Here is a 15,224-nt window from a genome sequence, read left to right as displayed (position 1 = left end):
CTAAAAAACGCCCCTGATTTTCAGCGCTTTATCTACTGGAAAAGCCTATCATAAAATATAGGGATTGTGCATGAGATATGCTCTATAGGACTTACACAAAGATCCAAGGTCGAGGCAAAAAAAATTTTTAATAAGGAGCTTAGATACGCTATAGTTATTTGATTTTTAAATGACTATAAATGACAGGATTAAAAAATTTTTTAGCAAAGAAATTGGGGGTTGGCACTATAAGCCAATTCTCAAACCGGTAAGAATACTCATTTATAAATCAATTGCCTGACAAGATTTGTGTGCCTATTATCTCAATGGGGTTCTTTTTAAATTAGAATCAATGTTATGATCTTTACCCAAAGAACATATACCGTCTATTCCATGAGCGCAAAAATTATACGAATCGCAACGAGGCAGAGCCCGCTTGCACTATGGCAGGCTAATCATGTACGGGAAATGCTTGTAAAGCAATGGCCAAATCTAAGCATTGAATTATTACCCATGATAACCTCTGGTGATCGGTTTCTTAAAGATAAATTATTATCTGCAGGAGGGAAAGGGTTATTTGTTAAAGAGTTAGAAGAAGCATTATTGGATAAAAGAGCGGACTTAGCTGTTCATTCGACTAAAGACATGCCAGCACAACTTCCGGATGGCCTCTCGTTGGCCGTCATTTGTAAAAGAGATAACCCTTTTGACGCTTTAATAAGTCCCCAATTTAAGAGTCTGGATGCCCTCCCCAAAAACGCAATTATTGGTACATCAAGTCTTAGACGTCAATCTCAACTATTGGCTTACAATCCCAATTTGCAAATCAAAACATTAAGAGGAAACATCCATACAAGACTCAGCAAACTGGAGTCAGGAGAGTATCAAGCCATTATTCTTGCTGCCGCAGGCTTGGAAAGAATGGGCTTGGCACATCACATCACCCAACTCCTACCTGATGACATTATGCTGCCTACTTGTGCTCAGGGCGCTTTATGTATTGAGTGCCGAACTGACGATTTGGAAATCCAGGAGCTGATTCATGGATTAAATGATCCAATTTCTGCCCTTTGTGTCCATACTGAGCGACGCGTCAACGCAAAATTAGGAGGCAATTGCCATATACCCTTTGCTGTTTATTGTACCATTACTGCGGAGAAACTCCTCCTTTTGAGAGCAAAAGTACTTAATATGGATGGTTCTCAAATGATTGATGATGAGCAACAAGGGAAAATTGCAGAAGCCGAAGTCATTGCAGACAGGTGTACCGAGTCATTAATGACTAAAGGTGCAATGTCCTTATTAAGTACGATACCATCATGACCAAATCACTTAATGGTCTTCGCATATTAAATACCAGACCCAGGGAGCAAGCACAAGTACTTAATAAAAAAATTATCGAGTCTGGCGGAATACCCATCGACTGCCCCACGATGGAAATAATGGCATCTGAAAACAATTGGATAAATAATTTGCCCGATTTGACCTCAGTAAATCAGGCCATTTTTGTCAGTGCAAATGCAGTTCGTTATTTCATGATGGAACTGGCTTCCAAAAACATCAATTGGCCAAATAGCATCCGGGTAGCTGCTATAGGTAAAGGCACCTCCAGAGTACTAAATGAATTCAATATCCAAGTTAGTGATGTCCCCGAATTACCTGATAGCGAGCATTTACTGACTCTCAATTCGTTGCAACAAATAAGAAATCAGACGATTCTGCTTGTGAAAGGAGAAGGAGGCAGGCAACTGATTGAAGAATATTTAATGCTGAAGGGAGTGAAGCTATGTCTTCTGTCAGTCTATAAACGAGTCATGCCAACCATCGACCAAGAATTTCTTAATTCTCTGTGGCGCGATGACCTGGCGGACATTATACTGTTAACAAGTGAGCAGTCCATACATAATCTTTTTAAAATGTTTAGCATAGAGGGGCAAATGTGGTTACAAAACAAACCTTGCCTGGTCATTAGTGACCGACTTGCAAAGGTAGCTTCTTTATTTGGAATTAAAAAGATTCTTATTAGCCATCCGGAAAGGATGATAGGTACGTTATTTGACTATAAGGATTAATCCATGGCCAATAGCAATGAAGAACAGAAAAAAACAATTCAACCTCAACAACCATCTAAAGTTGAGCCCGAGATCAACCAACAAATGAAAGCCTCTTTCTTCAGTAGTAAATACCTATCCTTAATAATCAGCTTGATATCGCTTTTGGCGTTCCTTGCTATCATCGTCTCTATTTATTCCATTCAATTGGAGAAACAATTTCAAAATCATCAGCTTGTTGAAAACAAAAATTTAACTGATGAGTTGGGAAGAATAAAAGCAGAGCAAAATACAGTCCAAAAGCTCCTGGATAACAATGCCGATCATCTTCAGCAAATTCAGCGTGATTTAACAAGCAAAATGAATAACTTAAATAAAGAATTACAAACAGCTATGAAGCAAAAATTGTATCAAAATAATGATTGGCTTCTTTTAAAAGCACGTTATTATCTTGAATTAGCACAAATCAATGTTCATTGGAGTGATAATTTTAATACCTCTGTCGCCCTTTTACAGCAAGCTGATGCGCTACTGAAAGGCATGAATATCCCCAAAATATTTACCATTCGCCAAACAATCGCCAAAGAAATTGCCCAATTAAAGTCAATTTCTGTTGTTGATATCACAGGGATATTAAGCCAATTGGATGCGGCTCAAGCGGCCATCAATAATCTTTCTATTCAATCCGTAGTAGATCAACAGGAAGTGCTAAACCATATCACCAAGTCTGAAGAGTCTGGCAAAACTGGATGGCGAAATCGGTTGCAAGACAGTGTGAATTTTCTGGCGAAATTGGTTGTTATTCGTCGCCATAATGAAAATATTCAACCACTTATCTCCCCTCTATATGAATCTGCAATAAAAGAGAATATCCGGCTTAACCTTCAGGAAGCACAGTGGGCTATTTTAAATAATAACCCCCCAGTCTACCAGTTTGCTTTAAACCAGGCCATTGCAAATCTTAAAAGAGTATTTAATGAATCTTCCCAAAACACTGACGCTTTGATTAAGCAATTATCCACCCTGCAAAATGTAAAATTAACTCAGGAAAAACCTGTCGTAGGACAAGCCATCCCGCTAATCAATCAAATGATTGACAATAAAGAATTGCTGGTCGATCAAGCAAACAGCAAGAAAGGAGAAAACTAAGAATGATACGAGTTCTGTTTGCTTTTATTATTTTACTGCTCTCTGTGTTCCTTGGTATTCAACTCAATAAGGATCCAGGTTATGTCTTAATAGCTATTAATAACTGGACTATAGAAACCACCTTATGGGTCTCTGCTTTTGGTTTGTTTTTTCTGTTTTTTTTAATCTATGGCCTGGTTCAGCTTTGCAATAAAATTACAAGAATGCCAGGCATGGTCAATAAATGGCACTCACGGCGCTTGGCACAAAAAGCTCAAGCCACGACTCGAAAGGGACTGATAGAATATAGCGAGGGCTATTGGCAAAAAGCAAAAAATCATTTAATACAAGCTCTGCCAAACACCGACACTCCTTTACTTAATTATTTAACAGCAGCGAGAGCTGCTCAAAAAATGGGGGATAGCAAGCTTCGCGATCATTATCTTAGGGAAGCACAGCAATCTATGCCCGAAGCGAAAATTGCTGTTGAATTAACCCAGGCGCAATTACAATTGGCCAATCACCAATGGGAACAGGCATTGGCCACATTAAAGCATCTTCAAGATTTAGCACCACACCATCCTTATGTCTTGAAATTATTAATGAATCTTTATGAAGAAATAAAAGATTGGCAGCAGTTGATCGCTCTTTTACCTGATTTAAAAAAGAACCACATTATTTCAGATCAAGCTTTTGAACAATTACAAAAAAATACTTATTTGCAAGCCATAATTGATTTAGCAAAACACAATCAATCAGATGGCATTACCAAATTGTATCAGACGCTGCCAAAAACAATGGTTAACGATACAGCGATTACAGCAGAATATGCCCGCTTTCTGATTAGGAATCAGGATTACGATCAGGCAGAATATCATTTAAGGCGATGCCTTCGCAAAGAGTTGGATAATCGGTTAATTGAGCTTTATAGCCTGCTCCCTTGTGAAGAAAATCAATTGTTGTTTGCTGAATCATTACTCAAAAAAAATCCTCACTCAGCCGCATTGTACCTATGTTTAGGGAGAATGTGCCTCTCTCGGCATTTATGGGGAAAAGCCAAACATTATCTTGAACAGTCTATTGAGCTAAACCCCACGCCCGTAGCATTTATAGAACTTGGTAAACTCCATGAAAAGCTAAATGATCCCTTATCCAGTGGCTCTTGTTATAAAAAAGGTCTGGAGTTGATAACAAAAGATGAATTATCCTAATTGATTAAAAAACTGAAAAAGATAACTCGAAATGCAAGACGAAAATGTTTTTAATGGGGGCGCTTAGATACAATTAATGAATAAATTAAACCCTTTTTTAAACAAAGAAATTAGGGGTCGTAAATCCAGCCCCAATCAAATGATTATCCTGGGATTATGACATGCGTCATTGCATTCTGCTTCTGTCTTTTCAACTTGGATAGTGACATGTTGAATACTGAAATCATGCTTTAATTTTTCAACCAGCTCTCTACGCAAATCATCAGATAATGACTCCTCTGGCATAAATAAATGAACAGAAAGTGCATTTTCTTTCGTACTGATTGCCCAAATATGTAAATCATGAATAGATTTAACGCCAGGTATAGCCAAGAGAAAATCACTGACTTTAATCCAGGATATATCACGGGGAACACCATCAATAATTAATCTGAAACTATCAGCAAATAGTGACCAAGTGCCCTTCAAAATCACTAATGCAATTAATAGTCCGACAACCGGATCTATCCATAACCAACCCGTCAGGTATAATACACCCGCTGATAAAACAACACCTACCGAGATCAAGGCATCATAAAATAAATGTAAATAAGCTCCTCGAATATTGAGATCATCGGAACCCCGTAAAAACAACAGCGCTGTAGAGAAGTTCACGACTATACCAATCGCGGCGACTATCATCACAGAGACAGCTTGAACTTCAGTCGGTGAAAATAACTTATACATAGCATCTGTCGCTATGATCCCGCAAGTAAATACCAGTAACGCTCCATTGGCCAATGCCGCTAAAATAGAGGTTTTTTTAAATCCATAAGTTGCTTTATGGGTAGGTTTTCTCTTCATTAATCCGGTTGCTACCCATGCTAAAATCAACCCTAATACATCACCTAGATTATGAAAAGCATCTGCTAGCAAGCTGGTAGAATTCGCTAAATAGGCAAAAATAATTTGCATCACAACAAAAAGGCCATTCGCAGTAATTGCAATTATAAAAGCCCTGTCATAAGTCACTTCCCCATGCTCATGATGGTGTGCTCCATCATGCGAATGCTTACTCATAATTCTCCTTCGTTCTTGCTTGCAGAGTAATAATTAAGTCCAATTTTAATACGATCTCTTGTATTTTGCTTGCGCCAGGCATTCGTATCTCGTAAAGAATAAACACAACCACAATACTCTTGTTTGTAAAATGCTTCTCTTTTGGCAATTTCGTACATTCTTTCAGAGCCACCATTCTTTCGCCAATTATAAGTCCAATATATCAAATCAGGATAATGACTTGCTGCCCGCACTCCGCAATCATTGATCTGATTCATATCTTTCCAACGTGAAATACCCAAAGAGCTACTGATAACAGGAAAGTCATGCTCATAAGCATAGAGTGCTGTTCTTTCAAATCGCATATCAAAACACATAGTACAACGCTTGCCTCTTTCTGGCTCCCATTCCAATCCTTTGGCTCGAGCAAACCAGTTTTCTTTATCATAATCAGCATCGATAAAGGGAATACTATGCTTTTGGGCAAACTTAATATTCTCTTCTTTTCTTATTTCATATTCCTGGATAGGATGAATATTGGGGTTATAAAAAAATATAGTAAAGTCAATCTCAGAAAAAGTGAGCGCTTCCATTACTTCACCTGAACAAGGAGCACAACAGGAATGAAGTAATAACTTTTTAGCGCCATTAGGTAATTCTAAACGTTCTCTATTTGTCATTTCTTACTTCCGGCAAATTAATAAAATGTTGTCGATAATAAATCAGCTCATTGATTGAATCTTTTATATCATCCAAAGCAAGATGTTTCGATTCCTTAACTATTCCATTCATTAATTCTGGACGCCAGCGCAATACCAGCTCTTTCAACGAACTAACATCCAAATTCCGATAGTGGAAATAGGCAGCCAACTCAGGCATGTATTTATATAAAAAACGTCTATCCTGGCAGATACTATTGCCACACATGGGTGATTTTCCCTTATCCACATACTGTTTTAAAAACTCAATCGTTAATTGCTCAGCTTGAGATTCACTGACATTGCTCTCTAAAACTCGCTTCACCAATCCCGACTGATTATGTTGCTTTGTATTCCATGCATCCATACTGTCTAGAAGAATTTTAGGCTGAGACACCGCTATGACAGGTCCCTCTGCGAGAATATTAAGTTGTGGATCCGTTACAATCGTGGCCATTTCTATAATTCTATCTTGTTCTGGCTCAAGGCCAGTCATTTCCAAATCAATCCAAATTAAATTTTGATTATTTTTCATTTGATTTCCAAGAAGTCATAATTCGCTCTACACAAGCCACACGACTTTGGTGCATGGCCTCCTTAATCGCTTTACCTTCATAACCTTGTACGATAAAAGTTTGTGGCGTCACTTTAACACATTCAGATAATATTTCATTCCATAATTGAGTTTGGCGATAGACCACTGCTTTGCCACAACTCTCGGCATCGGCTTGACAAGCAATCAATATTCTATGAAATAATTGAGGTCTTCTAAAGGCATCTACCTGCTCCAAAAGCTTGACGATTGTGTTAGGACGCAATTCGCATACCCTATGAATATTCAAATGAGCTCGCGCCACTGTAACGGCCAAATCGCGATAATCATTAGGAATGCGCAAGCGAGCACATAAAGCTCGAATCAGCTTGGTACCCTCCTCCTCATGCCCATGATGTTTAGGCCAAGCCTGAATTGGTGTCGAGGCTTTGCCTAAATCATGAACCAAAGCAGCAAATCGTACTAATGGTTCTTCGCTAAGCTCAGATGATGCCCTTAATGCCATTAATGAATGAATACCCGTATCTATTTCTTGATGGTATTGATGCGGATTAGGCACACCAAATAATGAGTTAATTTCTGGCAAAATCACTCTTAATGCATCACAGGAACGTAAAGAAAGAATGAATTGTTCAGGATTTTTTTCTTCAAGACTTTTTTGCCATTCCTGCCAAACACGCTCAGGGATCAAATGAGTTAATTCACCTTGTTTAACCATGGAATACATTAATAAACGAGTCTCATTGGCTATTCTAAATCCAAGATGGTGAAACCGACTGGCAAAACGGGCAACACGTAAAACACGAACAGGATCTTCTGCAAAAGCGGGGGACACATGACGTAATAATTTCTCTTCGAGATCTCGCTGTCCCTGATATGGATCAATTAAATTTCCCTGTTCATCCATAGCCATGGCATTAATCGTTAAATCTCGTCGTGCCAAATCCTCTTCCAACGTCACTGATTCACTAAACTCACAAATGAATCCATAATATCCTGGAGCTGATTTACGCTCTGTTCTTGCTAATGCATATTCCTCTTTCGTTTCAGGATGCAAAAAAACGGGAAAATCCCGCCCAACTTGCCTATATTTTCTTTTTAATAATTCTTCCGGCGTTGCTCCGACGACGACCCAATCCTGTTCCTGGACAGGAATTCCTAGTAATCGATCACGAACTGCACCGCCTACCAAGTAGACTTTCATTAAATATGATTTACCTTCATACTGTATTATTAATCGCATCAATTATAGTATAGATTGACACTATGAGTAAAAGACGAATCAATAAGCAGCAATCTGCCCGTATAGCTAAAATCCAGAAAAACTACCGTGAAAGCATGGAAAATAACTCCGATAACCTGGCTGATGGTTTAGTCATTACTCGATTTAGCAGGCATGCAGAAATTGAAGACAATCAGGGGAAACGAATTCTTTGCTCTATCCGGCCTAATCTTGACACACTGGTAGCTGGTGATAGAGTAATCTGGCAGATAGAAGGCGAGAAACAAGGGGTGGTTGTGAGCATCTATCCCAGGGGAAGCTTACTGGCAAGGCCCAGTCAGAAGGGGTTAAAGAAACCCGTTGCGGCAAATATCACTCAACTGGTTGTAGTGATTGCTCCAAAACCAGAGATTAGTTGGCCATTACTTGACAGCTATTTGATTATGGCAGAGATACTTCAATTACACGTGGTGATCGTTCTCAATAAAATTGATCTTCCCTGTCAAACACTTCAGCAGCGACTCATGGCGGATTACCAATTGCTGAACTATCCCGTCATCATGGCAAGTAAGCAAACCCCAGACGCAATAGTACCATTAAAACAAGCATTAAATAATCAAATCAGTGTTTTTGTTGGCCAATCGGGGGTAGGCAAATCATCATTGATTTCAAGCTTATTGCCACATGAGGAAAATATTGCGATCGATAAGATATCCATGGTTTCAGAGTTAGGCAAACATACTACAAGAAACTCTCGCTATTATCATCTACCTAGTGGTGGTGCCTTGATAGACTCGCCAGGCGTTCGGGAATTCAGCTTGTGGGATATTGATTGCGCCATGATTGCTCAAGGATATAAAGAATTCAAACCTTATTTGTCCCAATGTAAATTCCGCAACTGCACACATGTTGATACGCCCCAATGCGCGATCATTGACGCGCTAAATAAAGGAAAAATTTCAACCCAACGATATGAAAATTTTACAAAATTATGTGCCCAATTTAATAGTTTAAAAGAGTAAACAAAAAGCTCTTCCGGAAATGGATAATCAGTTATCAACGTAACGCAACACTTGTTGTTAGGTCTTCAGCCGAACGCACCCCGTTTTGCAATCCACGCTGGTATTCTAATTGATAGTCAACAGCAGTTGTTAATAATTGATTCAGCAAGCCATTCCTACTAACCCCTGTAAAATCAAATGAGGTTGCACCAGCCTCAACTTCCTTTTTGATTCGCGCAGCAGCAATCATATTATTTTTTGTAGTCTCACGATTAAAAAATAATGGTTTAAGATCACACCAGGTTGCACCTTCTTGTCTTGTAACAATATATTTATCCAATGCCTCGCCAAGTGCTTCTGCCCATGTTTGGCCTCTATATAGTTGGGTCATGAAATATTGCTCAGGTGTATATTGATATCTATTATATTGGGATGTTTGTAGCAGATTGTTATATGTTACAGTTTGTCCTGCCTCAAGATTGTTAACCGTCAATACATCTTTATCTGTATCATAACTAAGTGATACCGACTTTGCCCCCACTGGTAGCATAACGGTTTTAAAAACAATATTTCTCTCTTGCAATCTTTGAAATTCGCGATAATCAACCATACTTCTCGGGTGAAGGATAAAGGTTATATTCTTTACATCTTTAAGTTCGCTACCTGATAATTTCAAAGGCTCACTACCCATGTAATCACCAAAGATACGGTTTGGATTCAAATGATAAAAATACCGAGAACCATCAACTTGAGCGATTAAAGCGACAACACATTGATAATATTCATAATGCCCATATAACTTTGCTGACTCCATCTTCATTTTATTATTAGTACTTACTGTTACATAAGATTGATTATTTGTGCCTGGAGCAATATTGGGGAGTAAATGCGAACTTGAAAAAAAAGTAGATAAAAATTGGTCATGCATTAATTTTTGATATAATTGAGGAAAGCGATATTGACATGAAATCAATCGATCATTATTGATGGTTAATATAGTATCTGTTAATTGCTCTTTTTCCTCCTGAGTGTATTTATCAGTCATTTTAACATACATCAAAGAAGCAACGTATTCATCAATATCGTCAATCATTTCTAATGATATCAATCCCTCGACAAACCTAGGATCATAACCATTTAAAAATTCAATTTTTTGTACCTGACTTAAAAGTTTTGTTCTATCAAGTGCCGCATTTCTTAAAGCGAGTTCTATTAGTTTTGACATATTATAATTTTAAAAGCATAAATTAGGCAAATTGTATCATTATAATTCAATTCGCACACTGAAGCAAGCTTTGATAGGCTAGACCAAGACAATCGATCCTTATCAACGCGATGAGATCAAAATCCACAACAATGAATTAGGATAATTCCAGCTAATTATGTCAGGTCGGAGCGCCTATATAATCTATAACTCGGGCTGACTGTTGCGCCTCTTCTATTTCAGCAACAGTCAAAATAGGGCGGCTTATATTTCGCAGGAAAATGAGCATATTTTCCAATTGCTCAGGTTTACAACGCTCTTCTAACGAATGAAGCATTTCTTTAAAGGCTTCCAAAATAGCACTCACTTGCTTTACATCTGTTTTATTAATTAACAATTTCTTACTATCTATGCATTGGTAAGTGCCAAAAAAATTAGGGGAACTGTCTAGCTGGTACATACTAATTTGACATAGTCGGTTTGTCACATAATGAATGCAGTTCGTTAAAAATTTACTTTTAGCCTCTACAGGATCAAACAATGACAAAGTTAAAATTAATTTTCGTCTTTGGTGCTCATCTAAACTCTTCAAGAATCTGGAAAATAAAATATTGACTCTCAGTTGAATTTGAAACTCACTATTATTTTGAGCATAAGTATGTATTAATTCATCCAAAAAATTAACAATTTTTTCGCCCAATGATTTATTAATCAATCTAAAATGCGCTAAACCATGAAGTATTAACTCCGGATCAAAGCAATAAACATCCATTTTAGATAAATCACCCGTCTCAACCAACTGGTACCAAGCCTCTGTTGATTGGTAGTGTGTCAGCCATTTACAAATGTGTTTATTTTTTTGGCAAGGGATAATATGCTCATCTATTGTCTTTTTATAGACTGCAATTAAAGCGTCTGACTTGTTCGTCATTATGAAAGGAGCAAACTGATTATAGATCTGTTGCCCTTCTGCAAAGATTACATTTTTGATATCCCAAAAACTGATTGTTTTACCTGAAAAAGGAAAAACTTCGAATGGGGTAACAAATAATGACACTAAAAAAGTTTTAATACGATACAATAAATTATCTGTCCCAGTTTCTACTCTCTTCTCTAAGTGACCTTCCGAGTGGAATTTTGGCTCCAATTCTGTATAAAAAGATAATAACCCTTTATTTGATGCCTTTAATATGGGATTAAATTGATACAGCCAACTCATTATAGCTTTTACCTGTTCATCTACATCATAAGATTGCGCCATATTGATTAAAACAAAAAGTTCTAATAGATAGTATTCTTTCCCATGATATAGAATTTTAACTCCATAGAGAAAATTAATATTTTCTAATTTAAACTGATATAATATTTTAAAAAATTTGTGAATCTCTGCTGTAAATAATTTAAAATCTGCTCCAGAATTTTTTAAATGATAATAACTCTCAATTAACATAAGCAAGTGAGGAAGTACTTCTAATGGAATTTCACCTCTTGATTGCATTCGGGGAAAGGCTTTTTTGTATAGAAAATCCCAAAAATTATCAAATTTTTCTTTATCAATAGAAAACTCTCCATTGCAATATTTTCCTCTATATAACCTTGTTAATTCTTCAATTGTCATTACTTCACATTGTTTGGTTTTTAGCGTTCTGCAAGTAGATAACTCAAATTGATTATCAAGCAAACGCTCACATAATCCTCTTTTTCTATATAAAGTTTTTCCATCATATCCAAGATAAAAATTTTCCAATCGAACGGTTTCAGTCAATGGAGTTAAATTATTAAAATCAAACTGATTGGTTATGTGGGGCAGCAAAATTTGCAAATAATTTTTATCTGTGAATGGTTCTATCTCATGAGCCAACTTGATCCAAAACTGGTTTGCCTGAGAAGGATAAAGCAGATAATCACACTCTGAGTCAGCAATCCAGCGTTCGCTAAAACATTGTAAAACAAATTGAATATCATTTGAGGTTAACTCTTCATGATTTTCTCTATGGGAGAAATGTCCTTGTAAAATAGCGGATAACCTTTTATCACAGGGAAGAATATTTTTCGCTTCCCTCAACTCATCAAGAAACCTATGAATGTCTTGTACTAACATTAAAGTCTGCAGCCTATCCTTAATAAATCAAATTGAACCAACAAGCATTCTCTATCAATACGATTGAACTGGAATCACCTAAACAATGTCATGCTTGCTAATAAATAGGAATTATTTTGATATCAGATTGTACTTTGGTCAATAGCAGATTTAATTAATAGAAAAAAACATGTGAAAATAAAAGAAGCGGCTTGTAAGCCGCTATAAGGAATAAAACCCTGGCGATGACCTACTTTCGCATGAGGAGACCTCACACTATCATTGGCGCGGAAATGTTTCACTTCTGAGTTCGAGATGGTATCAGGTGGTTCCAAATCGCTATAGTCGCCAGGAAAACTGGTTTACCTGAGGCTTTGATTGCTTTATTAAGCCACAGGTTTGGTAAAGAGTCAGAGTTTACACGATACGTTGCACGTATACAAATCAATATCACATTCTGAAGTCACTCAGATTATATGGTCAAGACAATCAGCCAATTAGTACAAGTTAGCTTCACGCATTACTGCGCTTCCACACCTTGCCTATCAACGTCGTAGTCTTCAACGGGCTTCATGGGAAAACTCATCTTGAGGGAGGCTTCCCGCTTAGATGCTTTCAGCGGTTATCCCGTCCGAACTTAGCTACCCGGCCATGCCACTGGCGTGACAACCGGTGCACCAGAGGTTCGTCCACTCCGGTCCTCTCGTACTAGGAGCAGCTCCTCTCAATTTTCCTACGCCCACGGCAGATAGGGACCGAACTGTCTCACGACGTTCTAAACCCAGCTCGCGTACCACTTTAAATGGCGAACAGCCATACCCTTGGGACCTGCTTCAGCCCCAGGATGTGATGAGCCGACATCGAGGTGCCAAACACCGCCGTCGATATGAACTCTTGGGCGGTATCAGCCTGTTATCCCCGGAGTACCTTTTATCCGTTGAGCGATGGCCCTTCCATTCAGAACCACCGGATCACTAAGACCAACTTTCGTTCCTGCTCGAGCCGTCACTCTCGCAGTCAAGCACCCTTTTGCCTTTACACTCTTGGTACGATGTCCGACCGTACCGAGGGTACCTTTGTGCTCCTCCGTTACTCTTTGGGAGGAGACCGCCCCAGTCAAACTACCCATCATACACTGTCCTCATCCAGGATTACTGGACCAAGTTAGAACCTCAATAACAACAGGGTGGTATTTCAAGGGCGGCTCCATGAGAACTAGCGTCCTCACTTCACAGCCTCCCACCTATCCTACACAGTCATCATCAAAGTCCAGTGCAAAACTATAGTAAAGGTTCACGGGGTCTTTCCGTCTAGCCGCGGGTACACTGCATCTTCACAGCGATTTCAATTTCACTGAGTCTCGGGTGGAGACAGTGTGGCCATCGTTACGCCATTCGTGCAGGTCGGAACTTACCCGACAAGGAATTTCGCTACCTTAGGACCGTTATAGTTACGGCCGCCGTTTACCGGGGCTTCGATCAAGAGCTTCTCCGAAGATAACCCCATCAATTAACCTTCCGGCACCGGGCAGGCGTCACACCCTATACGTCTTCTTACGAATTTGCAGAGTGCTGTGTTTTTAATAAACAGTCGCAGCCACCTGGTCTCTGCGGCCCTCTCCAGCTCTGAAAGTAAATCCCATCACCAGAAAGGGCGTACCTTCTCCCGAAGTTACGGTACCATTTTGCCTAGTTCCTTCACCCGAGTTCTCTCAAGCGCCTTAGTATTCTCTACCTGTCCACCTGTGTCGGTTTGCGGTACGGTTCTCTATAAGTTATGGCTAGCAGCTTTTCCTGGAAGCCGGGCATCAATGACTTCTCTGTACCAAAAGGTCAGAACCACTTCGCACCTCAGAGTATCGGAAAACCGGATTTGCCAAGTCTTCCCCCCTACATGCAAGTACCAGGACAACCAACGCCTGGCTCACCTAGCCTTCTTCGTCCCCACTTCACCACTTATAAAAAGTCCAGGAATATTAACCTGGTTCCCATCGACTACGCTCTTCAGCCTCGCCTTAGGGGCCGACTCACCCTGCTCCGATTAACGTCGTGCAGGAAACCTGGGACTTCCGGCGTGTGGGCTTTTCACCCACATTATCGTTACTCATGTCAGCATTCGCACTTCTGATACCTCCAGCACACTTCTCAATGCACCTTCATCAGCCTACAGAACGCTCCCCTACCACGTGCGCCTTCGCGCACATCCGCAGCTTCGGTGACTAGTTTTAGCCCCGTTACATCTTCCGCGCAGGCCGACTCGACCAGTGAGCTATTACGCTTTCTTTAAAGGGTGGCTGCTTCTAAGCCAACCTCCTGGCTGTCTATGCCTTCCCACATCGTTTCCCACTTAACTAGTACTTGGGGACCTTAGCTGGCGGTCTGGGTTGTTTCCCTCTCCACGACGGACGTTAGCACCCGCCGTGTGTCTCCCGTGATCCAATTAGCCGGTATTCGGAGTTTGCATCGGTTTGGTAAGCCATGACAGCCCCCTAGCCGAAACAGTGCTCTACCCCCAGTAATCATTCACGAGGCGCTACCTAAATAGCTTTCGGGGAGAACCAGCTATCTCCGGGCTTGATTAGCCTTTCACTCCTAGCCACACGTCATCCGATAATTTTTCAACATTACCCGGTTCGGACCTCCAGTTGGTGTTACCCAACCTTCATCCTGCACATGGCTAGATCGCCCGGTTTCGGGTCTACTCCCAGCGACTATCGCCCTATTCAGACTCGATTTCTCTACGGCTCCCTTATTCAGTTAACCTCGCCACTGAAAGTAACTCGCTGACCCATTATACAAAAGGTACGCAGTCACACAGCCTAAACCATGCTCCCACTGCTTGTACGCAAACGGTTTCAGATTCTATTTCACTCCCCTCTCCGGGGTTCTTTTCACCTTTCCCTCACGGTACTGGTTCACTATCGGTCAGTAAGTAGTATTTAGCCTTGGATGATGGTCCACCCATCTTCAACCAGGATTTCACGTGTCCCGGCCTACTTGCTCGCGTGCCTAGTTCCTCATCAAACCTTCGTATACGGGGCTTTCACCCTCTACGGCCAA

11 protein-coding genes and 2 rRNA genes (1 of these 13 running past the window's edge) are annotated in these 15,224 nt (G+C 39.8%); 5 read left to right on the top strand and 8 right to left on the bottom strand.

Features of this window, described 5'->3' with window-relative positions:
* Window positions 1–372 precede the first annotated feature (372 nt).
* Genes hemC through OQI99_RS13450 form a run of 4 tightly spaced genes read left to right on the top strand, consistent with a single transcriptional unit; the run spans window position 373 to window position 4,369 of the window.
* A complete protein-coding gene (gene hemC / locus OQI99_RS13465; protein WP_265732372.1) occupies window positions 373–1,302 on the top strand; it encodes a hydroxymethylbilane synthase in 930 nt (309 codons plus the stop codon).
* Window positions 1,299–2,051 carry a uroporphyrinogen-III synthase gene (locus OQI99_RS13460; RefSeq protein WP_265732145.1) on the top strand — a complete coding sequence of 251 codons (753 nt, stop codon included), beginning with the start codon at window positions 1,299–1,301 and terminating at the stop codon, window positions 2,049–2,051. Before hemC ends, OQI99_RS13460 begins: the two co-directional genes overlap by 4 nt.
* Window positions 2,052–2,054: 3 nt before the next feature.
* Complete coding sequence (locus OQI99_RS13455; protein ID WP_265732144.1) at window positions 2,055–3,179, top strand: uroporphyrinogen-III C-methyltransferase; 1,125 nt, start codon at window positions 2,055–2,057, stop codon at window positions 3,177–3,179.
* 2 nt (window positions 3,180–3,181) lie between these two features.
* A complete protein-coding gene (locus OQI99_RS13450; RefSeq protein WP_265732143.1) occupies window positions 3,182–4,369 on the top strand; it encodes a heme biosynthesis HemY N-terminal domain-containing protein in 1,188 nt (395 codons plus the stop codon).
* A gap of 135 nt (window positions 4,370–4,504) precedes the next feature.
* Here the strand turns inward: OQI99_RS13450 and OQI99_RS13445 are convergent, their stop codons facing one another.
* Genes OQI99_RS13445 through OQI99_RS13430 form a run of 4 tightly spaced genes read right to left on the bottom strand, consistent with a single transcriptional unit; the run spans window position 4,505 to window position 7,862 of the window.
* Entirely contained in the window at window positions 4,505–5,428 is a 924-nt protein-coding gene (locus tag OQI99_RS13445; RefSeq protein WP_014844819.1) for a cation diffusion facilitator family transporter, read from the bottom strand.
* On the bottom strand, window positions 5,425–6,087 hold the full coding sequence (locus OQI99_RS13440) for an epoxyqueuosine reductase QueH (RefSeq protein WP_061514639.1): 663 nt from the start codon (window positions 6,085–6,087) through the stop codon (window positions 5,425–5,427). The genes OQI99_RS13445 and OQI99_RS13440 overlap by 4 nt, the downstream gene beginning before the upstream one ends.
* Window positions 6,077–6,640, bottom strand: coding sequence for an oligoribonuclease (gene orn / locus OQI99_RS13435; RefSeq protein ID WP_061514640.1), 564 nt, complete (start codon window positions 6,638–6,640; stop codon window positions 6,077–6,079). The genes OQI99_RS13440 and orn overlap by 11 nt, the downstream gene beginning before the upstream one ends.
* Window positions 6,630–7,862: a multifunctional CCA addition/repair protein gene (locus OQI99_RS13430; RefSeq protein ID WP_265732142.1), complete on the bottom strand. Its 1,233-nt coding sequence runs from the start codon at window positions 7,860–7,862 to the stop codon at window positions 6,630–6,632. Before OQI99_RS13430 ends, orn begins: the two co-directional genes overlap by 11 nt.
* Before the next feature lie 62 nt (window positions 7,863–7,924).
* Between OQI99_RS13430 and rsgA the strand changes: the two genes are divergently transcribed.
* The gene (gene rsgA / locus OQI99_RS13425; RefSeq protein WP_061514642.1) at window positions 7,925–8,902 is read left to right on the top strand and encodes a small ribosomal subunit biogenesis GTPase RsgA; all 978 of its coding nucleotides are present in this window, start codon (window positions 7,925–7,927) and stop codon (window positions 8,900–8,902) included.
* A 34-nt stretch (window positions 8,903–8,936) separates the two neighbouring features.
* Here the strand turns inward: rsgA and OQI99_RS13420 are convergent, their stop codons facing one another.
* The 4 genes from OQI99_RS13420 to OQI99_RS13405 form a co-directional block, all read right to left on the bottom strand.
* The gene (locus OQI99_RS13420) at window positions 8,937–10,106 is read right to left on the bottom strand and encodes a lpg2744 family Dot/Icm T4SS effector (protein WP_265732141.1); all 1,170 of its coding nucleotides are present in this window, start codon (window positions 10,104–10,106) and stop codon (window positions 8,937–8,939) included.
* A 160-nt stretch (window positions 10,107–10,266) separates the two neighbouring features.
* Complete coding sequence (locus OQI99_RS13415; RefSeq protein ID WP_265732140.1) at window positions 10,267–12,186, bottom strand: lpg2745 family Dot/Icm T4SS effector; 1,920 nt, start codon at window positions 12,184–12,186, stop codon at window positions 10,267–10,269.
* A 216-nt stretch (window positions 12,187–12,402) separates the two neighbouring features.
* Window positions 12,403–12,518: ribosomal RNA gene (gene rrf, locus OQI99_RS13410) — 5S ribosomal RNA — on the bottom strand.
* A gap of 123 nt (window positions 12,519–12,641) precedes the next feature.
* A 23S ribosomal RNA gene (locus OQI99_RS13405) occupies window positions 12,642–15,224 on the bottom strand (it continues 310 nt past the right edge of the window).

Source organism: Legionella sp. PATHC039 (assembly GCF_026191275.1).
Lineage (GTDB): Bacteria > Pseudomonadota > Gammaproteobacteria > Legionellales > Legionellaceae > Legionella > Legionella pneumophila.
This window is presented reverse-complemented; position numbering and strand designations above follow the sequence as displayed.